26 protein-coding genes are annotated in these 26213 nt (G+C 66.0%); 12 read left to right on the top strand and 14 right to left on the bottom strand.

Annotation, left to right across the window (positions count from 1 at the left end; genetic code table 11):
• Window positions 1-186: 186 nt before the first annotated feature.
• The 3 genes from addB to trxA are packed head-to-tail and all read left to right on the top strand — an operon-like array spanning window position 187 to window position 7028.
• Window positions 187-3222 carry a double-strand break repair protein AddB gene (addB, locus tag ACTIEZ_RS13295; RefSeq protein ID WP_439547164.1) on the top strand — a complete coding sequence of 1012 codons (3036 nt, stop codon included), beginning with the start codon at window positions 187-189 and terminating at the stop codon, window positions 3220-3222.
• Window positions 3219-6689, top strand: a complete 3471-nt coding sequence (addA, locus tag ACTIEZ_RS13290; protein WP_439547163.1) for a double-strand break repair helicase AddA — start codon at window positions 3219-3221, stop codon at window positions 6687-6689. Before addB ends, addA begins: the two co-directional genes overlap by 4 nt.
• A gap of 21 nt (window positions 6690-6710) precedes the next feature.
• Window positions 6711-7028, top strand: a complete 318-nt coding sequence (gene trxA, locus ACTIEZ_RS13285) for a thioredoxin (protein ID WP_439547162.1) — start codon at window positions 6711-6713, stop codon at window positions 7026-7028.
• A 64-nt stretch (window positions 7029-7092) separates the two neighbouring features.
• On the opposite strand, the gene ACTIEZ_RS13280 is transcribed toward trxA, so the two are convergent.
• Together ACTIEZ_RS13280 and argJ are read right to left on the bottom strand one after the other, a co-directional pair.
• Complete coding sequence (locus ACTIEZ_RS13280; RefSeq protein WP_439547161.1) at window positions 7093-7998, bottom strand: glutathione S-transferase family protein; 906 nt, start codon at window positions 7996-7998, stop codon at window positions 7093-7095.
• 5 nt (window positions 7999-8003) lie between these two features.
• Window positions 8004-9227 (bottom strand): bifunctional glutamate N-acetyltransferase/amino-acid acetyltransferase ArgJ, encoded by a 1224-nt coding sequence (gene argJ, locus ACTIEZ_RS13275; protein ID WP_439547160.1) that lies wholly within the window; start codon window positions 9225-9227, stop codon window positions 8004-8006.
• A 139-nt stretch (window positions 9228-9366) separates the two neighbouring features.
• Between argJ and rpmH the strand changes: the two genes are divergently transcribed.
• From rpmH to thiS, 6 genes are read left to right on the top strand one after another with little or no spacing between them, the layout of a single operon-like run.
• A complete protein-coding gene (gene rpmH, locus ACTIEZ_RS13270; RefSeq protein ID WP_310475467.1) occupies window positions 9367-9501 on the top strand; it encodes a 50S ribosomal protein L34 in 135 nt (44 codons plus the stop codon).
• Window positions 9502-9505: 4 nt separating this feature from the next.
• On the top strand, window positions 9506-9871 hold the full coding sequence (rnpA, locus tag ACTIEZ_RS13265; RefSeq protein WP_439547159.1) for a ribonuclease P protein component: 366 nt from the start codon (window positions 9506-9508) through the stop codon (window positions 9869-9871).
• Window positions 9868-10077, top strand: a complete 210-nt coding sequence (gene yidD / locus ACTIEZ_RS13260) for a membrane protein insertion efficiency factor YidD (protein ID WP_439547158.1) — start codon at window positions 9868-9870, stop codon at window positions 10075-10077. Before rnpA ends, yidD begins: the two co-directional genes overlap by 4 nt.
• Window positions 10078-10132: 55 nt before the next feature.
• The gene (gene yidC / locus ACTIEZ_RS13255) at window positions 10133-11932 is read left to right on the top strand and encodes a membrane protein insertase YidC (RefSeq protein ID WP_439547157.1); all 1800 of its coding nucleotides are present in this window, start codon (window positions 10133-10135) and stop codon (window positions 11930-11932) included.
• The gene (gene yihA, locus ACTIEZ_RS13250; RefSeq protein WP_439547156.1) at window positions 11929-12573 is read left to right on the top strand and encodes a ribosome biogenesis GTP-binding protein YihA/YsxC; all 645 of its coding nucleotides are present in this window, start codon (window positions 11929-11931) and stop codon (window positions 12571-12573) included. The genes yidC and yihA overlap by 4 nt, the downstream gene beginning before the upstream one ends.
• A complete protein-coding gene (thiS, locus tag ACTIEZ_RS13245; RefSeq protein ID WP_439547155.1) occupies window positions 12573-13544 on the top strand; it encodes a sulfur carrier protein ThiS in 972 nt (323 codons plus the stop codon). Before yihA ends, thiS begins: the two co-directional genes overlap by 1 nt.
• A gap of 72 nt (window positions 13545-13616) precedes the next feature.
• On the opposite strand, the gene ACTIEZ_RS13240 is transcribed toward thiS, so the two are convergent.
• The 6 genes from ACTIEZ_RS13240 to ACTIEZ_RS13215 form a co-directional block, all read right to left on the bottom strand.
• Complete coding sequence (locus ACTIEZ_RS13240; RefSeq protein WP_439547154.1) at window positions 13617-14531, bottom strand: hypothetical protein; 915 nt, start codon at window positions 14529-14531, stop codon at window positions 13617-13619.
• Between the two features lie 156 nt (window positions 14532-14687).
• Window positions 14688-15335 carry a hypothetical protein gene (locus ACTIEZ_RS13235; protein ID WP_439547153.1) on the bottom strand — a complete coding sequence of 216 codons (648 nt, stop codon included), beginning with the start codon at window positions 15333-15335 and terminating at the stop codon, window positions 14688-14690.
• Between the two features lie 94 nt (window positions 15336-15429).
• Complete coding sequence (locus ACTIEZ_RS13230; protein ID WP_439547152.1) at window positions 15430-15921, bottom strand: hypothetical protein; 492 nt, start codon at window positions 15919-15921, stop codon at window positions 15430-15432.
• 152 nt (window positions 15922-16073) lie between these two features.
• Window positions 16074-16634 (bottom strand): ubiquinol-cytochrome c reductase iron-sulfur subunit, encoded by a 561-nt coding sequence (petA, locus tag ACTIEZ_RS13225; RefSeq protein ID WP_439547151.1) that lies wholly within the window; start codon window positions 16632-16634, stop codon window positions 16074-16076.
• 93 nt (window positions 16635-16727) lie between these two features.
• Window positions 16728-17516 (bottom strand): sulfite exporter TauE/SafE family protein, encoded by a 789-nt coding sequence (locus ACTIEZ_RS13220; RefSeq protein WP_439547167.1) that lies wholly within the window; start codon window positions 17514-17516, stop codon window positions 16728-16730.
• A 4-nt stretch (window positions 17517-17520) separates the two neighbouring features.
• A complete protein-coding gene (locus ACTIEZ_RS13215) occupies window positions 17521-18429 on the bottom strand; it encodes an MBL fold metallo-hydrolase (protein ID WP_439547150.1) in 909 nt (302 codons plus the stop codon).
• A 115-nt stretch (window positions 18430-18544) separates the two neighbouring features.
• Here ACTIEZ_RS13215 and ACTIEZ_RS13210 point away from each other — a divergent pair, with 115 nt between their 5' ends.
• Window positions 18545-19201, top strand: a complete 657-nt coding sequence (locus ACTIEZ_RS13210; RefSeq protein ID WP_439547149.1) for a peroxiredoxin — start codon at window positions 18545-18547, stop codon at window positions 19199-19201.
• Window positions 19198-19575 carry an ArsR/SmtB family transcription factor gene (locus tag ACTIEZ_RS13205; RefSeq protein WP_439547148.1) on the top strand — a complete coding sequence of 126 codons (378 nt, stop codon included), beginning with the start codon at window positions 19198-19200 and terminating at the stop codon, window positions 19573-19575. The genes ACTIEZ_RS13210 and ACTIEZ_RS13205 overlap by 4 nt, the downstream gene beginning before the upstream one ends.
• Here ACTIEZ_RS13205 and ACTIEZ_RS13200 read toward each other — a convergent pair.
• On the bottom strand, window positions 19546-19794 hold the full coding sequence (locus ACTIEZ_RS13200; protein WP_439547147.1) for a hypothetical protein: 249 nt from the start codon (window positions 19792-19794) through the stop codon (window positions 19546-19548). The two genes, ACTIEZ_RS13205 and ACTIEZ_RS13200, sit on opposite strands and share 30 nt — an antisense overlap.
• Before the next feature lie 140 nt (window positions 19795-19934).
• Here ACTIEZ_RS13200 and ACTIEZ_RS13195 point away from each other — a divergent pair, with 140 nt between their 5' ends.
• Entirely contained in the window at window positions 19935-20561 is a 627-nt protein-coding gene (locus ACTIEZ_RS13195) for a peroxiredoxin (protein WP_439547166.1), read from the top strand.
• Between the two features lie 59 nt (window positions 20562-20620).
• On the opposite strand, the gene ACTIEZ_RS13190 is transcribed toward ACTIEZ_RS13195, so the two are convergent.
• From ACTIEZ_RS13190 to ACTIEZ_RS13170, 5 genes are read right to left on the bottom strand one after another with little or no spacing between them, the layout of a single operon-like run.
• Window positions 20621-21022 carry a ferritin-like domain-containing protein gene (locus tag ACTIEZ_RS13190; RefSeq protein WP_439547146.1) on the bottom strand — a complete coding sequence of 134 codons (402 nt, stop codon included), beginning with the start codon at window positions 21020-21022 and terminating at the stop codon, window positions 20621-20623.
• Window positions 21019-21612, bottom strand: a complete 594-nt coding sequence (locus tag ACTIEZ_RS13185; protein ID WP_439547145.1) for a Tll0287-like domain-containing protein — start codon at window positions 21610-21612, stop codon at window positions 21019-21021. Before ACTIEZ_RS13185 ends, ACTIEZ_RS13190 begins: the two co-directional genes overlap by 4 nt.
• Window positions 21613-21621: 9 nt before the next feature.
• Entirely contained in the window at window positions 21622-21939 is a 318-nt protein-coding gene (locus ACTIEZ_RS13180; protein ID WP_439547144.1) for an ArsR/SmtB family transcription factor, read from the bottom strand.
• Window positions 21936-25178, bottom strand: coding sequence for an efflux RND transporter permease subunit (locus ACTIEZ_RS13175; RefSeq protein WP_439547143.1), 3243 nt, complete (start codon window positions 25176-25178; stop codon window positions 21936-21938). Before ACTIEZ_RS13175 ends, ACTIEZ_RS13180 begins: the two co-directional genes overlap by 4 nt.
• Window positions 25175-26206 (bottom strand): efflux RND transporter periplasmic adaptor subunit, encoded by a 1032-nt coding sequence (locus ACTIEZ_RS13170; protein WP_439547142.1) that lies wholly within the window; start codon window positions 26204-26206, stop codon window positions 25175-25177. Before ACTIEZ_RS13170 ends, ACTIEZ_RS13175 begins: the two co-directional genes overlap by 4 nt.
• Window positions 26207-26213 lie beyond the last annotated feature (7 nt).

Here is a 26213-nt window from a genome sequence, read left to right as displayed (position 1 = left end):
CCCTGCGGGGCGGCGCGCCTTTGGCCCAGGGCAGCGTCGCTCGTCGGTTACGATGCAAAGCGCATCGCGCCCTCCTCGCTCCTTGCCCTGAACCAGATACGCTGCCGTGCCGATGACCCAACTTGGTCGAAAAGCGCTCTAGTCGCGGAATATTCACAACCGCCGGGGCTGGTGCCACCGCCGGGCATGGCTATGCTGGCCGGCGTGACTGATCTGCTGTCCCGCCCGCCGCCCCGAATGCTGCCATTGTTCAACATCCCGCTGCAGGTGGCCTTTGCCGATGCCCTGGCGGCGGGGCTGCTGGCGCGAACGGCGGCAAACCCGGTGCATTTGGCGCGGTCGCTGGTGCTGTTGCCCAATCGGCGCGCGGTGACCGCGGTGACCGAGGCGTTTGTGCGGCAATTGGGCGATCTTCCGTCAGGTGGGGGCGGCCTGCTGCTGCCGCGGCTGGTGCCGGTGGGTGATCTCGATGATGCCGGCTTCGATCGGCTGGCGGCGGGCGATGCGCCGATCCTGCCGGCGGTGGCGCCGCTGCTGCGCCGGTTCGAACTGGCGCGGTTGGCGGCGAAACTGCCCGGTGACGCGCGCGCCGCCGTGGAGCGCTTGCGGTTGGGCGATGCGCTGGGCGAAGTGCTCGATGCGCTGCTCGCCGAGGAGATTGACCCGGAGGCGCTGCGCGGTGCCGCCGATGGACAGGATCTGGCGGATCATTGGCAGAAGACGCTGGCGTTTCTGGAACTGGTGATCGCGGTATGGCCGCAGGCGCGCGAAGGCCATGGCGGCATCGAGGGCGCGACACGGCTGACGGCGCTGATCGATGCGCTGATCGCGCGTTGGGCGATGGCGCCGCCGGCCGGGCTGGTGGTGGCTGCCGGCATTGCCAACCCGACGCCGGCGGTTCAGCGCCTGCTGGGCGCGGTGTTGCGGCTGCCGCAGGGGCTGGTGGTGTTGCCGGGGCTGGATGGCGATTGCAGCGAGGCCGGGCAGGCGCGGTGGGATGGGATCAGGCTGGCTGATCCTGTGGCAGGCCAGCGCGGCGAGCGCGAGAGTTCGGGGCATCCGCAATGGGCGATGAAGGCGTTGCTGGCCGGGCTGGGTCTCAGCCGCGATGATATGCAGATCTGGGCGCAAACCGGGGGGCAACTGGATGGCCCGGACGCGCGTGCGGAGGCGTTGGTGGCCGCATTGGCGCCCGCCGTGGCCGCCCATGCGCAGCCGGTGCCCGAGCCGGGCGCGTTCGCCGATCTGGCGCTGGCTGAATGCGCGACGGCGGCGGAAGAAGCGCAGGTGGTGGCGCTCGCGCTACGCGAAGCGGTCGAGCAACCCGGCATTCGCGCTGCGCTGATCACGCCCGATCCCGATCTGGCGCGGCGGGTGGCGGCGCATTGCCAGCGTTGGGGCATCGCCATCGACAGCTCGGCCGGCACGCCCTTGAGCCTGATGCCACCGGGCGCACTGGCGCTGGATCTGGTCGCGGCGATGGCCGAGGCGTTTGCGCCGACGCGGCTGCTGGCGATGCTGAAACACGGCTTGGTGCGGCGCGGTGATGGTGGGTTTGCGGCGGCAGTACTGCTGGCTGATCTAGCCCTGCGCGGCGTGCGGCCGCCGCCGGGGCTGGACGCGGCGGGCGAGGCGATCTTGCGGTTTATCGATGAGCAGCGCCACGACCATGCCGCGATGGCGGCGTGGTGGGATGATGTCGCTGCTGCATTGGCGCCACTGGAGGCACTGCGCGAGGCCGGCGCAGCCGATCTCTCCGGCGTGATGGCTGCGCTGCGCCATGCCATCACGGCGTTGACCGGCGATGACGGCTGGTCGGGGCCGGATGGCCGGCAATTGGCGGCGCTGGTGGCGGCGGTGGAGGCGGATGGTGCGCTGTTCGGCAGCTTCAAGCCGGACGAGGCGCCAGCGCTGCTGAGCGCGCTGATGACGGGCAGCAATGTGCGGGTGCCGGGGCAGGGCCATCCGCGCCTGAGCATTCTCGGCCCGGTGGAGGCGCAGCTTACCCGCGCCGATGTGGTGATCCTGGCCGGGCTGAACGAAGGCACCTGGCCCGGCCAGCCGGCGCCCGACCCGTGGTTGGCGCCGGCCATCCGCGCGCGGCTCGGCCTGCCGGGCACGGCGCGGGCGCAGGGGCTGGCGGCGCAGGATTTCCTGCGGGCGGCATCGGCGCCAAAGGTCCTGATCACCCGCGCGCGCCGCGATGCCGGTGGGCCGCGCTTGCCGTCACGGCTGTGGCTGCGCTTGTTGGCACATGCACAAAGGGATTCTGGGCGCGATGGGCAAACGCTCAGACGCCGCGATGATCTGGTGGCGCTGGCCCGCGCGCTGGATGGCGCCGCCCAGCCGCACCCGCAGCAAGCCCCGCGCCCCAATCCGCCGCTGAAGCTGCGCCCGCGCAAGCTGTCGATCACCGAAATCGACACGCTGATCGCCGATCCCTTCGCCTTTCATGCCAAGCATATCCTGCGGCTGCGGCCGCTCGATCCGCTCGATCAGGACCCGACCGCGGCGATGCGCGGCACGCTGGTGCATGATGTGCTGGAACGCTGGATCGACGACAACAGCTTCAGCCTGGCGCGGCTCGATCAGATCATTGCGGCGGAACTGGAAAGCGAGGCCAGGCATTTCCCGCTGCTCGCCGCCGCCTGGGTGCCGCGCATGCGGGTGGCGCTGCACTGGGCCGGCGAAGAAATACTGAAGCGGGAAAAACTGGGCACAAGTTTCGTTGCCGAAGCCAGCGGCCGGCTGGACCTGCCCGGCGGCATCGTGCTGAGCGGCAAGGTCGATCGCATCGACCGCAGCGAGGCGGATGAACTGATCGTGGTCGATTACAAGACCGGAAAGCCGCCGGCCAAGGGCCGGGTGCGCGATTTGCAGGCCAATCAATTGGCGCTGGGCCTGGCGATGGCAGTGGCCGGGGTGCTGGCCAAGAATGGCCGGCCAGTAGCGACCGGCCTGCCGCTGACGATCGAATATTGGCAGTTGCAGGGCGCTCGCAAGGCGGCGGGCACCATCCATGCGCCGCTGGAAGGCCGCGATCCGATTCCAGCCGCCGAGCATGTTGCCGCCGCCGTGGCGCACGCCGGCGAACTGGCGGCGCATTATCTGCTGGCCGAACATCCGTTCGAGCCCAAGCTGCGGCCGGAATGGGCGTGGGGCGATTATGATCATCTGGCGCGGGTGCCGGAGTGGATCAATCGGCCGAGAGCCAAGGCATGAGCGGCGCAGTCAAACCGCTGGCGGCGCTGCTGCGCGAACAGGCGCAGGCCGCCGATCCGGATGTGCATGCCTGGGTGGCGGCGTCGGCGGGGACGGGCAAGACGCAGGTGCTCACTGCGCGCGTGCTGCGCCTGCTGCTGGCCGGCGCGCGCGCCGAAGCGATCCTGTGCCTGACCTTCACCAAATTGGCCGCCGCCGAAATGCAGAACCGGGTGATGGCGCGGCTGGCGCATTGGGCCGGGTGCAGCGATGCGGCGCTGGCCAGCGATATCGCGGCGATTGGCGGCGCGGCTGATACCGACACCATGTCCCGCGCGCGCGGACTGTTTGCCGCCGTGCTGGAAACGCCTGCCGGCCTCGCAATCCAGACGATCCACAGCTTTGCGCAAGGCCTGATCGCGGCGTTTCCGGTGGAGGCCGCGATCAGCCCTGGCTTTCAGACGCTGGATGACCGTGCTGGCATCTTGCTGCGCGGGCGGGTGCTGAATGATGCGCTGACCGGCGCGATGGCCACGCATCCGCTGCTGCGCGCCGATCTGGCCGAAGTGGCGCTGGATGGCGGCGAGGGCCGGCTGCAGGAGTTGATGAGCGCAGCCGCCACGCATGAGGAAGCGCTGGCACCGCTGCGCATCGAGGGGGTGGACCCTTTGCTGCGGCGGTTTCTGGGCCTGCCGGCGGATGGCGGCAGTGCGGAAGCGGCGCTGGAGGCTGCGCTGGCCACGCTGCCGCTGGCGCGGCTGACGTCGCTGGGCATGGCGCTGGGGCAACAGAGCGGGGTCAATGCGATCAAGCTGGCCGAAAAACTGGCGGCGGCGCTGACCATGGCCGATGCACAGAAGCGTTGGACGGAATATTGGGGGTGTTTCTTCACCACCGCCAATGCGCCGCGCGCGCTGAGCATGATCCCCAAGGCGCTCGACACCGCCAATCCAGACTGGAAGCCGTTCTGCGCCGACATGCAGGACCAGTTGCTGACCATCCGCGCAGAGCAGGAGCGTTGGGAAATCCTGGCCATCGCCGGGCGGCATCTGCGGCTGGCGATCACGCTGGCGCAGGATTGGCAGGCCGCCAAGGCCCGCGCCGGGGTGATCGATTATGCCGACATGATCGCGGCGGCCGTGCGGTTGCTTGGGCTCCCCGGCGCGGCGCAGTGGGTGCGCTTCAAGCTCGACAGCCGCATCGATCATGTGCTGGTCGATGAGGCGCAGGATACCAATCTGGCACAGTGGGAGGTGATCGCTGCGCTGGTCGAGGAGTTTTTCGCCGGGTTTGGCCAGCGAGATCAGTTCCGCAGCCTGTTCGTGGTCGGCGATTTCAAACAGTCGATCTTCAGTTTCCAGGGCGCCGACCCGATGGTCTATGCCGACCGCCGCGAGATTTTCTTTCAACAGTGCGAGGCCGAGCCGGAGCGCTGGATGGAAGTGCCGCTGGCACGCAATTTCCGCTCCGCCGATGTGATCCTGGACGTGGTGGACCGGGTGATCACCCATGTCGGCGCAACGCCGTTCGGTGGCGAAGCGGTGCCGGCGCATACGGCCTTCAAGGCCAAGGCCGGCGTGGTGACGCTGTGGCCGCCGCTGTTGCCCGATGCGGGTGAAGAGGCGGACGAGGGCGAGCCGGGCACCGCCGGCCTGGCCAGCGAGATTGATCTGGCGCGGCGCATTGCGGCCACGATTGCTGGCTGGTTGAGCGGGCCACAACCGCTGATCCTGCCGGGCATTGGCCGACGCGCGGCGCCGCAGGATGTGATGATTTTGGTGCGGCGGCGCGGGCGGTTGATGAATGCGCTGGTCGGCGCGCTGCACGAACAGGGCGTGGCGGTGGCCGGCGCCGACCGGCTGAACCTGTCCGAGCCGTTGGCGGTCGCCGATCTGGTGGCGCTGGTGCAGTTCGTCTGTCAGCCCGGCGATGATCTGACGCTGGCGGCGCTGCTGGTGTCGCCGCTGGTCGGGCTGACCCATGATCGGCTGACCATATTGGCGGCGGGGCGCACCGGCAGCCTGTGGGCGGCGGTGCAGGCCAGCGATGCAGCCGATGTGGTGGCGGCGCGGGATTGGCTGGCGCGGGTCTTGCGGCTGGGGGCCGAAGTGTCGCCCTATCGTTTTCTGGAATCGGTGTTGTCGGGGCCATCGCAGGGCCGGGCGCGGCTGCTGGCGCGGCTGGGCGAGGAAGCGCGCGACGCCATCGACACGGTGCTCGATCAGGCGCTGGCCTGCGAAGCGGCGGGCGCGGCCAGTCTTCAGGCGTTTCTGGCCTGGATGGCGGCTGATGATCTGGAGGTGAAGCGCGATCCGGAAGCCGCACTGGATGCGGTGCGCCTGATGACCGTGCATGGCGCCAAGGGCCTGCAGGCGCCGATCGTGATCCTGGCCGATGCCTGCGCGCCGCCGCAGGCCAGGAACGGTGTGGTGGCGCTGCCGCTGGACGGGCATGGGAGCAATTTACCGCTTTGGCTGCCGCCGGGGCTGGTGGCGCCGCCGACGCGGATTGCCGAGGCGCTGGAGCGGCGCAAGGCGGATGCTGCGGCCGAGGATCGCCGTTTGATGTATGTCGCCCTGACGCGGGCCGAGGAAATATTGTGCATCGGCGGCGCGAGCAAGCCGACGAAGGAGTGGGAGGTGCATCCGCAGAGTTGGTATGCAGCGGTGGAGGATGCGCTGGCAGGCGCTGATTTCGCGGTGCAGGATCATCCCGCTTGGTCAGAGCCCGTGCGCCATCTGCGCGGCGGCACCCCGGTGGCGCTGGTGGCGACCGAGATTGCGCCGGCGGCCGGCATGCTGCCGCTGGGCAACTGGTGGCGGGAACAGGTTCGGCAGGAAGCCCGGCCACCGCGACCGCTCAGCCCATCCTCGCTCGGCCCCGATCCCGTCGCCGATCCGCCGCCGTCCCCCGATCGCCGGGCAGCGGCACGGCGCGGGACGGCGCTGCACAAATTGTTCGAAACGCTTCCCGATTTGCCGGCTGACCGGCGCGAGGCGGTGGCGCGAGCCTGGGTGTCCTTGAATGTGCCCGATCTGGATGCCGATGATCTGGTCGGCACCGTGCTGCGCGTGCTGGATGATCCCGCCTTTGCCGAGGTGTTTGGCGATGATGCGCTGACCGAAGCGCCGGTAGCGGCGGTCGCGGGCGGACAGGTGATTGCCGGCAGCATCGATCGGCTGCTGGTGCGCGATACTGAAATATTGGCGGTGGAATTCAAAACCGGCAGCCGCGTGCCGGCCGATGCCAGCGCGGTGCCGGCGGCACATGTGGCGCAATTGGGCGCCTATGCCGCTGCGCTGGCCTGCGTGTTTCCGGGGCGGGTGGTGCGGGCGGCGCTGCTCTATACGGCCGGGCCGCGGCTGATCGAACTGAGTGGCGATGTACTATCGGTGTGGAAGGAAAATCTGGGCCAAGAAAATCTGGGCCATCAAATGGCAGATGCCGCATTGCCGGGCGGCGGGCCAATGCCTATCTTCCCCGAGTAGACAGAAATTGGAGTGACCAACATGACCAAGGCCGTGACCGATGCGAGTTTCCATGCCGATGTGATCAGCGCCGAAAAGCCGGTGCTGGTGGATTTCTGGGCCGAATGGTGCGGCCCCTGCCGCATGATCGGCCCGGCGCTGGAAGAACTGGATGCCGAACTGGACGGCGTCGATATCGTGAAGATCAATATCGACGACAATCCCGACGCGCCGGGCCGTTACGGCGTGATGTCCATCCCGACGATGATCCTGTTCAAGGGTGGTCAGCCGGTGGCCACCACTGTGGGCGCCAAGCCCAAGGGCGATCTGAAGGCGTGGCTGGTCGGGCAGTTGGGCTGATGTTTTCCCTCTCCCATGTGGGGAGAGGGCGACCCGCGCGATAGCGCGAGCGGGGTGAGGGGTGTCAAGCCGAGGCCACCACTTGCCCCAACCGCGGAAAATGCACGTGGACGGTGCCCGCCCCCTCCACGTCGCGCGCGATCACGATGCTTACCGAGTCGCAGCGCAGCAGGCGGCCGACGGATGGCGCATCGCGGGTGCCTTCCTGGCTGACCCCCGCCAGCATGCCGGCCGTGAAGGGCGCATCCACCGAGCCTGACACCGGCAGCGGATCGGCTGCCGCAAGGGCCAGCGCTTCATCCCCGGTCATTTCGCGGCGCTCGCCATGGCCGAATCCGGCCATCCGCGCATACCAGTCCGCCACATGCGGCTGGCCCAGCATGGCGGCAGCGGTGGCAGCCGCAAACGGCACCGCGCGCACGAACCAGATATTGCTGTAGAGCGCGAGGTCGCCGGCCCCCGGCGCGTCGCCGCCGATGAAGGCGCGGCCATCGGCGAGTGTGTCGGACAGCCAGGCACTCGCCACCATTGCCTGCGCCGTCAGATGCGGTGCCGATTTGCCGAGCGCGGCCAGATCCATGCCGAAGCGCGCCTGGCGATCCTTGATGAACCCCTCGCCCATCGCATCGGCCGGCATTGCGCCCATCGCGGCACCGACATGGGCGAAGAATTGCGGGCCATTGGCCCAACTGGCAATCATCCGGTGCAGCGGGCCAAGCGGCGCCGGGTAGAGGCTGGGGCCAGGCAGCGCTTCTAGCGCCGGCAGGATCGCGCCCGTGTCGCAATAAATGTCCGCACCGATCTGCACCATCGGCGTGCGGGCATAGCTGCCGGTCAGCCGGGTCTGGTCGGGCTTGGGCAGGATATTGGGCACCAGCACGCTGCCCCAGGCGAGGCGCTTCACGCCGAAGGCGGCGCGCACCAGCTCGGCGAAGGGGGAGGCTTCATAATGGTAGAGGATGGGCAGCATGGGCTTCAGCTCCGGTAGTCGGCATTGATGCTGATGTAGCCGTGGGTGAGATCGCAGGTCCACACCCGGGCCCGGCCCGGGCCTAGGCCGAGATCGGCGCTGAGGCGGATCTCGCTGCCGGCCAGATGCGCCGCCACGGGGGCTTCGTCATAGCCGGGCACGACCGCGCCGTGATCCGCCACCAGCGTGTCGCCGAAGCGGATGGAGAGCAGGTCGCGCTCGGCAGGTTCGCCGGCCTTGCCGACGGCCATCACCACCCGGCCCCAATTGGCATCGCCGCCGGCAATCGCGGTTTTCACCAGCGGCGAGTTGGCGATGCTCAGCGCGACGCGTTTCGCCGAGGCATCGTCGACAGCGCCGGTGACATTGACCGCGATCAACTTGCTGGCGCCCTCGCCGTCGCGCACGACCAATATGGCCAGTTGCCGGCACACGTCGGTGAGCGCAGCGGCGAGGGCATCGGCGCCGGCATCGTCGATGCTGGTCAATTCGGGATTGCCGGCCGCACCCGTAGCAAACGCCAGCACGGTGTCGGAGGTGCTGGTGTCGCTGTCCACGGTGATGGCGTTGAACGTGTCCGCCACCGCGTTGCTGAGCATCGCCTGCCACAGCGCCGGCGCGATGGCGGCATCGCTGAAAATGAACCCCAGCATCGTCGCCATGTCCGGCGCGATCATGCCGCTGCCCTTCACGATGCCGGTGATGGTCACGCGGGTGCTGCCCAGCATGGCAGCGGCGGTGGCGGCCTTGGGGAAGGTATCGGTGGTGCCGATGCTGTTGGTGGCGGCCAGAAAATCGCCCTGGCCGAGCGCGGCGTGGGCGCGGTCCACCCCCGCCAGAGCCAGATCGACCGGCAGCGGCACGCCGATGACGCCAGTGGAGGCGCTGAACACTTCGGTGGGCGCGCAGCCCAGTTTCTCGGCAACGCGCGCCGCCTGGGCCTGGGCGGCCTGGCGGCCCGACAGGCCGGTGAAGGCATTGCTGTTGCCGGCATTGACGATCAACCCGCGCGCCCGCCCGCCGGGCAGATTGGCGCGGCACAGTTCGACTTCGGGGGAAGGGCATTTGCTATTGGTGGTGACGCCAGCGACCGCGGTGCCGGGGCTGAGTTCCACCAATGTTACGCAATCGCGCGTCCACGCCTTGTAGGGCACGGTGGCGGTGCCGATGCGCACGCCGGCGATCGGTGCCAGTTCAGGGAAGGGCAGGGCGAGCGGGGAGATGGTCATGGGACACGCCTTTGCCATGCGCTTTGCCGGTGTCCAGAGGCTTGTGCGGTTGACTCTGCGACAAGCCCGCTCTATCGGCATCGCTCTTTCCGGTGGCAGGGGTCTGTCACCGCTCTGACCCTATTTCAGGACTGCACCGATGAAGCGCACCTATCAACCGTCCAAGCTCGTCCGCGCCCGCCGCCACGGTTTTCGCGCGCGCATGGCCACTGTTGGCGGCCGCAAGGTGATTCACGCCCGCCGCGCGCGTGGTCGCAAGAAGCTGTCGGCCTGATTTCATGCCAGCGCCGGACACGATCCGGCTGCGGCGGGATTTCCTGGCCGCCAATCAGGGCCGGCGGGTGCCAACCGCCGGCTTTGTGCTGCTGGTGCGGCAGCGGGATGATGGTGATGCGCTGATGCGCGCCGGGTTCACGGTTACCAAGAAGATCGGCAACAGCGTGGTGCGCAATCGGCTGAAGCGCCGGCTGCGCGAAGTCGTCCGCCTGGTGCTGCCCGATCACGGCCATGCCGGCGCCGATCATGTGTTGATCGGACGGGACACCGGCCTGACCCGGGATTTCGCGGTGTTGCAGGCCGATCTCGCCAAGGCGTTGGGCAAGGCGCATCTGCCGCCGCCGCCACCCCGCGAACGTAAGTCGTGAAACGCCTGCTGATCTGGCCGATCCGGCTTTGGCAGCTCACCTTTTCGGTCGTGCTGCCGCCCTCCTGCCGTTTCACCCCCAGTTGTTCGGCCTATGCGATCACCGCCATCGAACGCCACGGCCCCATCAAGGGCGGCGTGCTGGCAATCCGCCGCATCGGCCGTTGCCATCCATGGGGGCCATCGGGCTATGACCCGGTGCCCTGAGCGGCTATAGGCTGCGCTTGCCCCATCGAATCCGGTTCCAGCAAAGAGACAGACCTTGGACAATCAATCGCCCGACACGCGAAATATCGTGCTGGCCGTGCTGCTTTCATCGCTGGTGCTGATCGGCTGGACCTTCCTTGCCGATCGCTTCCTGCCGCAGGAACCGGTGCCGGTGACGGCCAGCCAGAACGCAACTGCGCCGGCGGCCCCCGCGGCCGTGGCCAATGGTGCCGCTCCGGCGATCCCCGGCGCGACCGCCACGGTGCCGCGCGCCACCGCGCTGGCAGCAAGCCCACGCGTGCGCATCGAAACGCCGCGGCTCAATGGTTCGATCAACCTGGCTGGTGCGCGCTTCGATGATCTGGTGCTGCCCAATTATCGCCAGACACTTGACGACGACAGTGCGCCGATTCGGCTGTTTTCGCCCAGCGGCACCGCCGACGCGCAGTTCGCGCAGTTCGGCTGGGTTGGCGGCGTCGCGCCGCCGGCAAATGCCGTGTGGACGGCGGATCGCGAAACGCTAACTCCGACGACACCGGTCACGCTGACCACCACTGCCCAAGGCCTGACCTTCCGCCAGAAGATCAGCATCGACAGCGATTTCATGTTCACTGTCGAACAGAGCATCGACAACCCGACCGCCCAGGCCATCAGCCTGCAGCCGTTCGGTCTGGTGTCGCGGCGCGGCGAGGCCCCGGCGGCCGAAATCAATGTGCATGTCGGGCCGATTGCCGTGCTGGATGGCACGTTGAACGACAGCGACATCGAATTTGAAGATCTGAAGGATAATGGCCCGCAGCGCATCCCCTCCACTGGCGGCTGGCTGGGGCTGACCGAGAAATATTGGCTCGCCGCCAGCATCCCCGATCAGAAGGCGCGCATCACCGCGACGTTCCAGCACGCGGCCGGGCAGTACCAAACCGATTGGCTGGCCGGTGCCATCACCGTGCCGGCTGGCGGCCGCATCACCAACACCGCCAAGCTGTTTGCCGGCGCCAAGGAAGTCGATCTGCTCGACCGCTATACCGAAGCCGGCATCCCGCGCCTCGACAAGGCGGTGAGCTGGGGCTGGTTCGAAGTGATCGCCAAGCCGATCTTCTATCTGCTCGATTGGCTGTTCAAGTTCACCGGCAACTTCGGTGTGGCGATCATCGGCCTGACCCTGGTGGTGCGTGCCGCCATGTTCCCGATTGCGAACAAGCAATATGAATCCATGGCCAAGATGCGCCTGATCGCGCCGAAGATGAAGGCCATCCAGGAGCGCAACAAGGACGACAAGCTGAAGGCCCAGCAGGAAATGATGGCCATCTACAAGACGGAGAAGGTCAATCCGCTGGCCGGCTGCCTGCCGATCCTGCTGCAGATCCCGATCTTCTACGCGCTCTATAAAACGCTGCTGATCTCCATCGAAATGCGCCACCAGCCGTTCGTGCTGTGGCTGAATGATCTGTCGGCGCCGGACCCGCTTACCCCGCTCAATCTGTTCGGGCTGATCGCCTGGCAGCCGCCGGCTGTGATTGCGCTGGGCGTGCTGCCGATCCTGCTCGGCGTCACCATGTATGTGCAGCAGAAATTGAGCCCCGCCACCATGGACCCGGTACAGCAGCAGGTATTCGCGCTGATGCCGTGGATTTTCATGTTCTTCATGGCGCCGTTTGCGGCCGGGCTGCAGTTGTACTGGACGGTGAACAACCTGGTTTCGATCGGGCAGCAGCTTTACATGAACCGCAAATATCCCACCCCGGCGACACCGCCAGCGCAGATGGTGGTGGATGCGAAACCGGTTTCCATGGCCAAACCGGCGCCGCGCGCCCCACAGCCACGCAGCCCAGCCGGTGGGCGGCGCAAGAAGTGAGCGAGCACGAACAGGACGATCTGATCGAGCAGGCCCGCAAGCGTTTCGCCGGGCCGGTGAATTTCCTGCTGTCCGCGCCCGAACTGCAGTTTCTGCCCGCCCCAGATGTGCCGGAAATCGCCTTTGCCGGGCGCAGCAATGTCGGGAAATCATCGCTGCTGAATGCCATCACCGGCCGGCACGGGCTGGCGCGCACGTCCGTCACGCCAGGGCGCACGCAGGAACTGAACATCTTCGAAGTGGGGGAGCCCGTGCAGTTCCGACTGGTTGACATGCCGGGCTATGGCTTTGCCGAGGCGCCCAAGGATGTGGTTCGGCAATGGAAACATCTGGTGTTCGATTATCTGCGCGGCCGGGTCGTGCTGCGCCGTGTGCTGGTACTGATCGACAGCCGCCACGGCATCAAGCCGGTGGACCGCGAGATCATGGGCATTCTCGACAAGGCAGCGATGAGCTTTCTGGTGGTGCTGACCAAGGCCGACAAGATCAAGCCGAGCGCGCTCGACGCGCTGACCGAAGCGACGCTGAACGCCAGCCGCATCCACCCCGCCGCCTATCCGCAGGTGTTCGCCACCTCGGCGGAAAAGGGCCTGGGCATCCCGGAACTGCGCGCAGCGATATTGGCGGCGGCGACGATATGATGACGATCCGATTGAATGGCGACCCGCGCACGGTGGCGCCTGGGTGCAGCGTGGCCGATCTGCTGCGCGAACTCGATCTGCCGCCGGAAAAGGTGGCGGTGGAGCGCAATCTGTCGATCGTGCCGCGATCGACCTTTGCGCAAGTGGCGCTGGCCGACGGCGATGCGCTGGAAATCGTGCATTTTGTTGGTGGCGGCCAGGATGACGACACATGGTCAGTGGCGGGCCGCACCTTCACGTCGCGGCTGATCGTCGGCACCGGCAAATACAAGGATTATGCCCAGAACGCCGCCGCGGTAGAGGCTTCGGGCGCCGAGATCGTGACCGTGGCGGTGCGGCGGGTGAATGTGACCGACCGCAATGCGCCGATGCTGACGGACTATATCGATCCCAAGCGCTTCACCTACCTGCCCAACACCGCCGGCTGCTTCACCGCGGATGACGCCATCCGCACGCTGCGCCTGGCGCGCGAGGCGGGGGGCTGGAATCTGGTGAAGCTGGAAGTGCTCGGCGAAGCCCGCACCCTCTATCCCGACATGGCCGAAACCCTGCGCGCCACCGATATCCTGGTGAAGGACGGCTTCGAAGTGATGGTCTATTGCGCCGACGATCCCATCGCCGCGAAGAAACTGGAAGAGCTTGGCGCCGCCGCGATCATGCCACTGGGCAGCCTGATCGGCAGCGGCCTGGGCATCCAGAACCCGGTAACGCTGCGCCTGATCGTGGAAAATGCGAAGGTGCCGGTGCTCATCGATGCCGGCGTCGGCACGGCGTCCGATGCCGCCGTCGCGATGGAACTGGGCTGCGCCGGCGTGCTGATGAATACCGCCATTGCCGAGGCCAAGGACCCGATCCTGATGGCACGCGCCATGCGCCAAGCGGTAGAAGCCGGGCGCCTGGCCTATCGCGCCGGGCGCATGGGCAAACGCCGCTATGCCGACCCGTCGAGCCCGCTGGCGGGGTTGATTTGAGGCGGTAACGGTTGGTGTTTAGCAGCTATTGCCCTCATCAGCGGTCATTTACGGCTAGTGCTCCACGCCCCTTCATTTCAGAAAATCCTGTAATGAAAGAGGTGTGGCTAATTGACGATCTAGAGATAAAATTTCTGGGACGAGGCCCGGATTGCCGTATCGGGTCGCAAGCACCGCTGGACGACTTGCAACGTCATCAAAATAATCCATGATAGAACCGGTATCGATCGCGATACCGCCTCTACTTGCCCACGCGGGCGCCAAAGCCTTTGTCCAAATACCACTGGAAATAAAGAGGGGCTCGCCTGGGTAGGAAGGTTCGATAAAATAAACTAAATTCGTCCATCTACTCCAGATAAAGCTATGGTCTGCGCCCCAAGTCCGCTCTATCCAAGGGTAAGAAGGGCATTCAAAATAGCGTAGCTTACCCGGAAAGGCTTGTACTAACTTCTGTATAACTGCACGCCGGTCAGTTGATGTTATTATCGAAAAGCGAGGTGCCTCGCGCATCAGGGTGGTCAAAAATCCAGTTTCCGCAAGGGATACATGGACCCAAGCATCAGACAAGAGCGACGATGCAGGGATTTCAAGCTTCTCCATTGCGGCTCGCGTCTGCGCTAGCCTATGCGCATCGTCGGGGCCTAAGCGACTAACTTCGAAATCCCTGATTGGGTAGACAGCAGCTAGTCGTGCTAAGATCTCATCATCACTGGCATCAATTATATCACTAGTGATGTTTGGGCCAAAAAGATCGGAACGCAGCCCGATAACATCGCTATGCTGGACTGATTTTTCGATCAAACATGCCAGATAATCTATGTTTTCAGGTGTTACAGCACTACCAAGGAAAGATCGTAGATAATTATATTCACTTGTCCCTTGCTCAGGTCTTGCAATAACACGGCCAGATGTGTCACCATAACGGATAACTACGCAAGGTTTTGAAGATAAGTACCTCGAAGCTATTAGCCTCAAAATTTCGCTCATTGGAGAGATTTCTGCTACATTTTGAGGGAGGCGGCGCGTCCTTTCTGACATTTACCTAGTCCTCATCATCTGAATGGTATCTTAGTTAGCGGGATCCCAAATCGTCTAACTCATTTCCTAGAGCGAATAAAGGGTAGCATTTTCAATCAAGGTAATTCATGTGTTGTTTGGCCGCTTCCAACCCCATTCCATGCATGGCCATCTTGCCAGCGGTCCCGGTTTGCAAGGCGGATGCAGGCCTGTCCTACATGGGCAAGGCCTGTCATCATGCTGTTGTTCGCCGGTCTGCCGCGGCGCGAATGCGGGAAATTGAAACTGCCAGTGAAAACAAGGCGGATTCCGGTCGAATTCGTCCATTCTGTCAAAACTGCGGACGCGTGTTTCAAGAATTGCCGGATGTGGTCGGGCTGGGGTGAGGATGTTTGTTCTTTGAATCCGCGAGCGTAAACGCGGCATTACAGGCGCCTGAACAGACGGGGGGCAGGGGCGCGAGCCCGTGCCTATGGCAGGTAAGGCCGCAACACCGCGATAGGATAGCTGACCCGACAGCGCACCATTGCCGAACATGTCACCGCCGGCCACGCGCGCGGCGATGGCAGCGGCATCGGCGGGCAGGGCGATCTGGCGCGGGGCAGCAACCGCGTCGCTGGCGATCCTGTCCTGGCGCCTGGCGGTAACGATGATCGTGTCGGTCAGTGCGTCTTCGCGGCCGACGGTGGTCGCCTGTTCGGCCAACGCGGTCTGGGCGGCAAGCATGGTGCATCCGGCAAGCAGGCTGCCCCGGGCGATGGTGAAGAGGTGCATGGCTGATCTATCCCGTATCGAGGGCGTTGCCGGCACGCAGCGCGGCGGCGGCGTGAACGCCGTCACCAGCACAGTACCGGAATGTGTTGGAAGATCAGATCAGTGCAGGAGGTGCGCGCAGCGGCGGACGCAGCCGCGCCTGTTCGATCAGGCCGAGCGGTTGCCCCGGCAAGGGTGGCCGGGAAAGCAGGATCGGCAGCGCAGCAAAAGCCACTGCTGGTTCCGGCAGCAAAGCTGCGAGCGCGCCTGCTCCGGCAACGGCGCAGGACTGCCCGTTCGCTGCGGTTGACGGTTCCGGAGCAGGATCATCCGGCGCAGGTCCGTGGCCCATTGCCGCGTGATCGATCGTAGCATGGCCCTGCGGCGCATGCCCCATGGCAACGTGAACGGCGGCCATGGCGTCAACAGCGGCGGCTGCTTCAATGGCTTGGGCTGCAGCGGCGCGAGCCAGCAGATGCGTTTGCGTGCACAGGATGATCTGCGCCCCATGGGCAGCAGAGGGCGCAACCATCAGCCCCGCCGGCACGATTGCCTGCATCGCGAGCGCCACAAGGGCGAACGCCAGCAGCGCGCGCAACTGAGCCATCGACAGATATCGCAAAAACGTCACCCGAAGACCAATCTAGGGCAAGGGCACCCGATTGTCATGCGCGTGGCTGCGCTGCCCTGCGTAACCCACAACCGCGACCTGCTGATGATCATTGGTGCCAGGCCGTTGGTTGCGGGCTGTTTTCCGCTTCAGCCAATTCTGACCTGGGTGGGCGACGTGAACACATGGTCCGGCAGATCGAGATTGCGCGGAGCCGGGCCCTTGCGAATGCGGCCGGCCGTATCATACACCGATCCATGGCAAGGGCAGTAATAGCCGCCATGGTCGCCCTTCACTTCGCCTTCGCGGCCGCCCAACGGTACGCAACCGAGATGGGTGCAGATGCCGATCGAGATCAGCCAGTTGGCATGGCCAGGCTTGGTGCGATCAGCCAATGTTTCGGGATCACGCAATTTGTCAGCGGGATAATCATTGGCGGCTGCCTGTTCGGCGGCGGTGAGATTGCGCACGAAGACCGGCTTGCCGCGCCAGCTGGCGACAACGGCCTGCCCTGGTTCGATCCCGGCGAGATCGACATCCACAGAGGCCGCCGCCATGACATCGGCGGACGGGTTCATCTGGTTGATCAGCGGCCAGACCGTGGCGGCGGCACCGACGGCGGCCACGCTGGCTGTTGCGACATACAGGAAATCGCGGCGCTTGCCGTCGACTGGCGGCAGTTGCGGAAGAATGGCGGCGGGGGTGGTCATGATGATCCCTTCCAAATGTTCGGCAGGCATGAAAGTCGGTGGGTCCGGCCTGTCTCGGGCACATCGATCGTGACTTTGCTTCCCCCCGATAGTTCAGCCGCGAAAGGCGGCGCTGCTCTGCCAGAGCATGTAGCCCGCCACGGCAAAGATCAGTGCGGCGAACAGCGTGTTGAGCAGGCCCTTGCGGGCCGACAGGCGCCGGGCACCCAACGCGCCGCCAAGTCCGCCCAGGATGCCGCCGGCGATGAACACGGCCGCCAATGGCCAATCGATCAGCCCCGAACTGGCATAGTTCAGCGAAGTGGTCAGCCCGAACGCCGCCACCGCCACCAGCGACGATCCCACGGCGTTGAGCATCGGCATCCCCGTGGAGGCAATCAGGCCCGGCACGATCAGAAAGCCGCCGCCGATGCCGAAAAAGCCGGAGAACAGGCCGGTCGCTGCGCCAAAGCCGCCGATGGCCGGCGCATTCTCGCGATTGAGCCGCACCGCCGGGTTGCCGATGGCATCGCGCCCCTTCAGCATCAGGCCACCCACCACCAGCATCAGCAGCGCAAACAGGAACAGCAGTTTCTCGCCGTCAAACGCCTTGCCGAGGCTGGAGCCGAGCCACGCGCCGATGATGCCAGCCGCTGCATACAACCCGGCACAGCGCCATTTCACGGTGCCGCTGCGCGCATGCGGCAGCAGATTGGCCGCGGCATTTACGGCCACCGCCAGCGCGCTGGTGCCGATGGCAATGTGGGGATTGGGCACACCCACCAGATAGACCATCAGCGGCACCGCCAGGATCGAGCCGCCGCCGCCGACCAGCCCCAGGGTGAAGCCCACCAGGATGCCCGACAGGCCACCGAACAGATATTGCAGAGGCTCCAGCAGCATCATCTCACAGCTGGTTCAGCGGCAATTTCAGATAGCGCGTGCCATTGGCTTCGGGGGCCGGCAGATGCCCGGCGCGGATGTTGATCTGGATCGACGGCAGGATCAGCTTGGGCATGCCCAGCGTCTTGTCGCGCGCCTCGCGCATGGTCACGAAATCATCTTCGCTCACGCCGTCATGCACATGAACATTGGCCGTGCGCTCGGCGCCGATGGTGGTTTCATAGGCATAGCTGTCGCGGCCCGGCGCCTTGTAGTCATGACACAGGAACACGCGCGCTGCGGGCGGCAGATCGAGCAGGCGGCGGATCGATCGGAACAATGTGCGCGCATCGCCGCCGGGAAAATCCGCCCGCGCCGTGCCGTAATCCGGCATGAACAGCGTGTCGCCCACAAAGGCCGCGTCGCCAACAACATAGGCCATGTCCGCCGGCGTGTGGCCGGGCACATGCAGGGCGATGGCCTCCAGCGATCCAATGCGGAAGCGTTCGCCATCACCGAACAGATGATCGAACTGTGATCCATCCCGTGCCAGATCGTCGCCTTCGTTGAAGATGGCGCCGAACACGCCCTGCACATGCCGGATCTCGCGGCCGATGGCGATCTTGCCGCCGAGCTTTTCCTGCAGATAAGGCGCTGCCGACAAGTGATCGGCATGGGCATGGGTTTCCAGGATCCACTCGATGGTCAGGCCATGTTCGGCCACCAGGGCGACAAGCTTGTCAGCCGATGCATGCGACGTCCGGCCCGACGCTGCATCGAAATCCAGCACGCTGTCGATGATCGCGGCCCTCTTGGTGGCTGGATCGATCACGAGGTGGGTGGCGGTAAAGGTGGCTTCATCGAACAGGCTGATCACCTGCGGCGCAGCGCCAGCGGTGATCGCGGCAGCGGTTTGCAATGCGATGTCGGTCATGGCCAGGTCCTTCATGCTCGGCGCAGTCGTTTTATCAATTACGCTTGATATGTAATCATCATTTGGTATTATACCCCCTCAACACGCATTGCCAGCAGAAAGCGATCCCGACCTGATGCCCGACGCGATCAGCGACCAGACGACGCAGCGCCCGCAACTGCACATTGGCGACGCCGCCCCGAACTTTGCCGCGCGCACCACCATGGGCCAGGTCAGCCTGTCCGATTATCGGGGGCGCTGGCTGGTGCTGTTCTCGCACCCGGCCGATTTCACGCCGGTGTGCACCACCGAATTCGTGGCCCTGTCCCGCGCGGCCGGGCGGTTTGCGGCGCTTGATTGCGCCTTGCTCGCGGTGTCGGTGGACAGTCTCTATTCGCACCTCGCCTGGGTGCGGGCGATCCGCGACGGCTTTGGCGTGACGGTCAGCTTTCCGATCGTGGAGGACCCTTCGATGGTTGTTGGCCGCGCCTATGGCATGATTGCCGATGGCGCTCGGGATGCCAGCACCATGCGATCGACCTTCTTCATCGATCCGGCCGGCATCATCCGCGCCATGACCTGCTATCCCGCCACCGTTGGCCGTGCCGTGGACGAGATGCTGCGCGTGGTGGCCGCGCTGCAGCGGGTGGATGCCGACGATGTGGTGACGCCCGAAGGCTGGCAGCCGGGCGGCGATGTACTGTTGCCGCCGGAAGTGCATCAGGATGCCATGCTGGCCAGCACGGGTATCGAGACCTGGTTTCACCGCATCGCGCCCGGCGGGGCAAAATGACCGGGGGTGCTGCCGCCGCCGAAATCGAACGCAACGCCGAGCTGTTCCGCGTGCTCGGCCACGAGACACGGCTGCGGCTGCTGATGCTGCTGGCCGCCGGTGAACATGCCGTAAGCGCGCTGGAAAGTGCGTCGGGCATTGGCCAGCCCGGCCTGTCCCAGCAACTGGCGATCCTGCGCAAGGCGGAACTGGTGATCACCCGCCGCGTCGCCAAGCAGGTTTATTACCGGGTCGATCCGGCGGCGCTCGGCCGGACGGCGGCGCTGCTGGCCAGCCTCGCCGAAACGGCCACCGACACGGCACCGGCGCGGCCTGCGCCCGGCGCGGCGCGGCGCGGCGGCGGATCAGCCGCCGGCTTTGCCCGCCTCTTGTAAATCCAGCCGGCGCGGCGCCAGCGCGCGCCGAACGCGCTGTGCCATATCATGTTCGTGGCTGGGCTTTGGGGTGATCTTCGGCGGCATCGGCCCTGCCGACCTCCTCACCAGCCGCGAATTGTCCTGAAGCAACGCCGCATATGGTCTCTTGCGATCCTCGGACTGGCGGGTGGCTTCGCCGTGCTGAAGGGCCAGCGGCAGGCGTTTCATTCCGGTCATGATCAGACCTTGCGACACAATATCATTTAATCGATTACAGATAGTCAGAAAACCTATTGGACGTGGCGGCTGCTGGCGCCCATGGTGATCGGACCCCCAACGAGGAGTTTGCCGTGATTGAAGCCACCACACCCCAGACCATGCCGCGCATCAACGAGCCGGCGCCGGACTTTGCCGCCGACACCACCTTCGGCCCGCGCCAGCTTTCGGATTATCGCGGCAAATGGCTGGTGCTGTTTTCCCACCCAGCCGATTTCACCCCGGTGTGCACCACCGAATTCATCGGCTTTGCCAAGGCGTACCCGCAATTCCAGGCGATGGACTGCGAACTGCTCGGCCTGTCGATCGACAGCCGCCACGCCCATATCGCCTGGGCGCTCAATATCGAGCAGAATTTCGGGGTCGCCATCCCGTTCCCGATCATCGAGGATCTGTCGATGAAGGTCGCCAACGCCTATGGCATGATCCAGCCCGGCGCCAGCGACACCTCGGCGGTGCGGGCCACCTTCTTCATCGACCCCGAAGGCATATTGCGGGCCATGGTCTATTACCCGATGAGCAACGGCCGCAGCATCGCCGAGTTCATCCGCCTGCTGGAGGCCATGCAGGCCAGCGACAAGAACGGTGTTGCCACGCCGGAAAACTGGCACCCCGGCGATGATGCCATCGTGCCGCCGCCCAAGACCTATGCCGCTGCCAAGGCACGCAAGGACGAAGGCTATACCACCACCGACTGGTACTTCTCGACCCGGCCGCTCGAAGCCTGAGCGTCACGAGCAAGGGGCCGGGGATGGTTGCCCATCCCCGGCCCCGTTGCCACGATGCCTTATCCGCCGTGGCGGGCGAGACAGCGCCGGAAAGCCGGCAGATGCCGGTCCCGCGAGGCCTCCTGCAGCCGCTCCAGGACCATGCGCGCTTCGCGGTCGGTCACGCCGGGTATCAACCGGTCATAGAGCGCAATATTCTCCACTTCGGCAGCAATCGCTTGCGCACAGGCTTCGCGCAGCGTGGCCGGCGCTGCCACCTGCCCGGCCCAGCGATTGGCGCGCGGCACATAGCCCAGCCGCGCGCATTGGCCCAGCAGCGCATCGGCATGGCGGCGTTCGGCTTGCACGATATTGATGAACGGCCGCACGTCGCCAAAGCGGGCAATTACCGCAGCATAGGTGGCTTCGGCCTTGAATTCATCATCCAGCGCATCGCTGAGTACGGTTTCCAGATCAATCATTGGGCTTTGGCCAATGCTGCTGCCAACGCCTGCGGTGTCCAGCTGATCGAGAAGGCGCCGCGCATCTGGCCGGGCGCAAAGCCGGTGGCGGTATCGCCCGGATAAGCCGCAGCAATGGCAGCGGCGACATCGGGTGCGATGGCGCTGCCATGGCAAGACAGGCACATCGGCGCGGTCGGGATGGCACGCACATAACGATAGCGGCGATCAGGGCCGCTGCCGGTCCAGCCGCTGCGTTCGGCGAACTGGCCGGCGGCGTCAACCGGGGCCACCGCCAGTTCGGCCATCGCGGCACGTTCATGGGCATCGGGGGCGGCGCCGGGATTGCGGGTGCGCAGCGCCGTGCGCCGCACGCTGGCACCGCTCTGTTCCGTAATTCGCTGGGCAACCGCAGGCGCAATGCTGTTGCAGGCCGTCACCGCCCCGGCCGTGCCTTGTTCCTTTATGGCGCTCTGCAGCGCGCCGCCCAATTCCTGCTGGAATTTCAGCGCCAGCGCCCGCGACACGTCCGCCGCGCCGACTTCCGTGGGAGCCGGGGCCGCGCCGGCCAGTGCCAGCAAGGGCAGCAGGGCGATCAATCGTTTCATCATGACAAATCCTCAATGAGGCCGGGCGCCGCCGAAGCGGTCACACAGCATGGCGATCAGATCATGGACGCCCTGATCGGCGACGCGGTAATAGATGGTGGTCGCTTCGCGCCGGGTCTTCACCATATTGCCCTCGCGCAGCCGCGCCAGATGCTGGGACACCGAAGATTGCGACAGGCCGGTCAGCTCAACAAGCTCGGTGACCGGTGCCTCGCCCTGGCTCAACCGACACAGCAGCAGCAACCGCTGCTGATTGGCGATCAGCTTCAACGTCTCGGCCGCTTCGGCGGCGCGGCTGGCGAGTTGTTCGACGCTGGTTCCGGCCATCATGCAGCTATGCTCCTGCTGGCGGGAAGACCATCATCGCGCAGCACCACATAAATCGCGGGGATGACCAGCACGGTCAACAATGTGGACGATGCCAGCCCGAACAGCAGCGAGATCGCCAGCCCCTGGAAGATCGGATCGGTGAGGATCACGCCCGCGCCGATCATGGCCGCCGCCGCCGTCAGCACGATCGGCTTGAAGCGGATCGTGCCGGCCTCGATCAGCGTGTCGCGCAGCGGCTTGCCGGGCGCCGCGCTGTTGCGGATGAAATCCACCAGCAGGATCGAATTGCGCACGATGATCCCGGCCAAGGCGATGAAGCCGATCATCGAGGTGGCAGTGAACGGCGCGCCAAAGATCATGTGGCCGATGACGATCCCGATCAGCGTCAGCGGCACCGGCGTCAGGATCACCAGCGGCAGGCGAAAGCTCTTGAACTGCGCCACCACCAGCACATAGATGCCGATCAGGGCGACGCCAAAGGCCGCGCCCATGTCCCGGAAGGTCACCCAGGTGATTTCCCATTCGCCGTCCCAGAGCAGGCTGGGCTGCGATTCGTCCTCGGGCTGGCCGTTCAGGCGCACATCGGGCTTGGCGAGGCCAGCGGCCTGCCAGTCGAATTCGTCGATGGCGCGGTTGATCGCCAGCATGCCGTAAATCGGCGCTTCGTAATCGCCGGCCAGTTCGGCCGTGACCATTTCAACGCTGCGGCCATCGCGGCGGAACAGCATGTGGCTGCCGGCCTCGCGACGCGCCTCGACCAGCGCGCCCAGTTCGATCAGTTGCGGCGTGCCGGTCTTGGTCGAGACCGCCACCGGCGTGCTGGCCAGGGCCTGGCTCCAGCTGCGCGCCGATTGTGGCAGCGCCATGGTGATCGGCAGCGGCGTACGGCCACCCCCGCGCGGCGCATAACCCAGCGTGTGATTGCCCATCAGCGCGGCAATCGAATCCTGCACCTCGCGCTGTGACAGGCCGTGATAATCCAGCCGGTCGCGGTCAGTGATCAACCGCAGCCGCGGGCGCTGTTGGCCCTGGCTGGTATCGACATCGACGATATAGGGCACCGATTTGAACAGCTTTTCCACCTGCACTGCCGTGGCGCGGCGCGTGTCGGCATCCGGGCCATAGATTTCGGCGAGCAGCGTCGCCAGCACCGGCGGGCCGGGCGGGGTTTCCACCACCTTCAGCGATCCACCCGCCGGCAGCGGCACCGCCTTCAGTCGCTCCCGCAGATCGAGCGCCACGATGTGGCTGCTGCGGTCGCGTTCCTCCTTGGGCAGCAAGGTCACCATCACGTCGCCCATTTCCGGGCGGTCGCGCAGGAAATAATGGCGGACCAGCCCGTTGAAATTGAACGGCGCCGAGGTGCCGGCATAGGCCTCCATCGCTATGGCTTCGGGCAAGGCGCGCACCACGGCCGCCACGGCATCCAGCGTGCGCGCGGTGGCCTCCAGGCTGGTCCCTTCCGGCAGATCGGCGACCACCTGCAGTTCCGACTTGTTGTCGAATGGCAGCAATTTCACCGTCACCGCCTTGAAATAGAAGGCCGAGCAGGCAAACAGCGTGGCCACGCCGACCAGGATCAGGAAATTGCGTGCGGTGCTGCGATCGGTGATGATGCGCCGCGCCACCGGGGCATAGAGCGCGCCCAGCTTGCCGCCGCCTTCATCATGGGCAGGCTTCGGCCCCGCCAGCGCCTGCCGCGCAAAGCGCACCATCAGCCACGGCGCAAAGATCACCGCCACAAAGAAGGAAAACACCATCGCCGCCGAGGCATTGACCGGGATCGGCGCCATATAGGGCCCCATCAGGCCAGAGACGAACAGCATCGGCAACAGCGCCGCCACCACTGTCAGCGTCGCCACAATGGTCGGGTTGCCGACCTCGGCGACAGCTTCGATGGCCGCGGTCAGGCGCGGGCGGTCATCCGGCATCGCCCAGTGGCGGGCAATATTCTCGATGATGACGATGGCATCGTCCACCAAAATGCCGATGGAGAAGATCAGCGCGAACAGGCTGACGCGGTTGATCGTGTAGCCCATCAGGTTGGACGCAAACATCGTCAGCAGGATCGTCGTCGGGATGACGATGGCAGTCACGCCAGCCTCGCGCCAGCCGATGGCAAAGCCGATCAGCACGATGATCGATACCGTGGCCAGGCCAAGGTGATAGAGCAGTTCATCGGCCTTTTCATTGGCCGATGCGCCATAGTTGCGCGTTACCGCCACCTCGACCCCGGCCGGGATCAGGCTGCCCTGCAGCGTCTCGACACGGGCCAGCAGCGCCTCGGCCACCACCACGGCATTGGCGCCGGCGCGCTTGGCCACCGCCAGGCTGACCGCCGGCGCGCTGTGCCATTTTTCGTCCGCCTTGGACCAACGCCAGGCGCGCGCCTGATTCTCGCGCGGGCCCACGCTCACATCGGCCACATCGCGCAGATAGACGGGCGATCCATCGATGGCGCGCACTGTCAGCCCGCCGATCTCCCGGGCCGAGCCAAGCGTCTGCCCGGATGTCACCGTCAACGCCCGACCGCCATCGCGGATGCTGCCCACCGGCGCGGCGCGATTGGCCTGGCTGGCCGCCTCGATCACGGCATTCAGCGGCACGCGGTGCAACGCCAGCCGTGCCGGATTGGGGGCGATGCGGATTTCATCGGGCCGGCCGCCGGTGATGAAGGTCAGGCCGACATCGTCCACCTTGGCGATTTCGGTGCGCAATTTCGATGCCAGTTCATACAGCGCCGCATCGCTCCACTGGCCGGCAGCGCCCGGCTTTGGCGCCAACGTAAGTACCACCATCGGCACATCGTTGATACCGCGCACGGTCACTTTCGGGCCGGGGATGCCAACCGGAATGCGATCCATGTTGGCGCGCAGCTTTTCCTCGATGCGGGTCGCGGCGGCATCCGGGTTGGAGCCGACCACGAAGCGCGCCGTCACCATCACGCCGTCATCTTCGGCCTGGGTATAGACATGCTCGACGCCGTCGACGCTTTTCACGATGGTTTCCAGCGGGATGCCGACCAGTTCGACCGCGTCGGCGGCCGCCAGCCCCGGTGCCATCACCTGGATATCGACCATCGGCACGCTGATCTGCGGCTCTTCCTCGCGCGGGATGGCCAGCAGCGCCAGCAGGCCCATCACGATTGCGGCCAGCAGCAGCAGGGGCGTGAGCGGCGAGGCGATGGTGGCGCGGGTCAGGCGCCCCGACAGACCAAGGTTGACGGGTTCCGGCGTCATGGCGTGCGCGCCCGGAAAAGGGTGTCGCCGGCCGCAACGCCGGACAATATCTCGACCATGTCGGTGCCCGATACCGGCGCTGTCTGCACCGGCACGGCACTCACGTTCTGGCCGGAGATGATATCGACCTGATCGACGCCAAAGCGCGTCACCACGAAACGGCGCGGCACCACGATGGCGGTGCGGCGCCCGGTTTCGATGCTGGCGCCCACGCGCCGCCCGATGAAGCGCTCCGGCAGGCCGGGGATGCTGGCATCGGCCATCACCTGGCCGGCGGTGATCGCCGGATAAATCTGGGTGATCCGCCCGGCACTGGCGCCGGCAATCGGCTCGGCCAGGGTCACGGCCGCCCCGACGCGCAGGCTGCCGGCCAGTGATTCGGGCAGCATCAAGCGCAGCACGGTGGGCCCGGCGGTGATGGTGGCGATGGACTGGCCCGGCGCCACCACCGATCCGGCCGGCACATCGGCGCGCAGCACGCGGCCGCTGGCGGGGGCCAGCACGGCGCCTTGTGCGGCCACGCTGGCGCTGGCGCCGCGCTGGGCGCGTGCGGCAGCAGCAGCGGCATCGGCGGCGCGCGCGGTGGCAATGGCCGCATCCAGCCGGGCCTGCGCATAGACCTTGCTGCGGAACAGATCCTCGATGCGCGCCAGTTCGGCGCGGGCACGCGCGGCTTCGGCCTCGGCTGCGGCCACCTGGGCACTGGCGGCGCTGGTTTCAAAGCCCAGGCGCGCATCGCTGACCGTGCCGATGCGCTGGCCGCGGCGGACCATGTCGCCTGCGCGCACCGACAAGGCGGTCAAGGTGCCGGGGATGCGGGCCCGCGCCTCGGCCTGGTCGCGGCTGGTCACCTCGGCCGATACTGTCTTGCCGTCTGCGATGCTGACCGGCGCCAGCTTCAGTTGCTCACCGGCCGGCAAGGCCGCGGCCGCTGTCGGTGCAACCGGCTTTTCGGCTTCGCAGCCGGCCAGCGCCAGCAGGGCCGTGCCCAGCAGCCAGATTGGCGATCGTGCAACGCGCATCGTCATGCCTTCG

It is taken from the genome of Sandarakinorhabdus sp., from assembly GCF_051860625.1.
Lineage (GTDB): Bacteria > Pseudomonadota > Alphaproteobacteria > Sphingomonadales > Sphingomonadaceae > Sandarakinorhabdus.
Note: the sequence above shows the minus strand (reverse complement) of the source record. Positions and strands in the feature narration are given on the sequence as shown.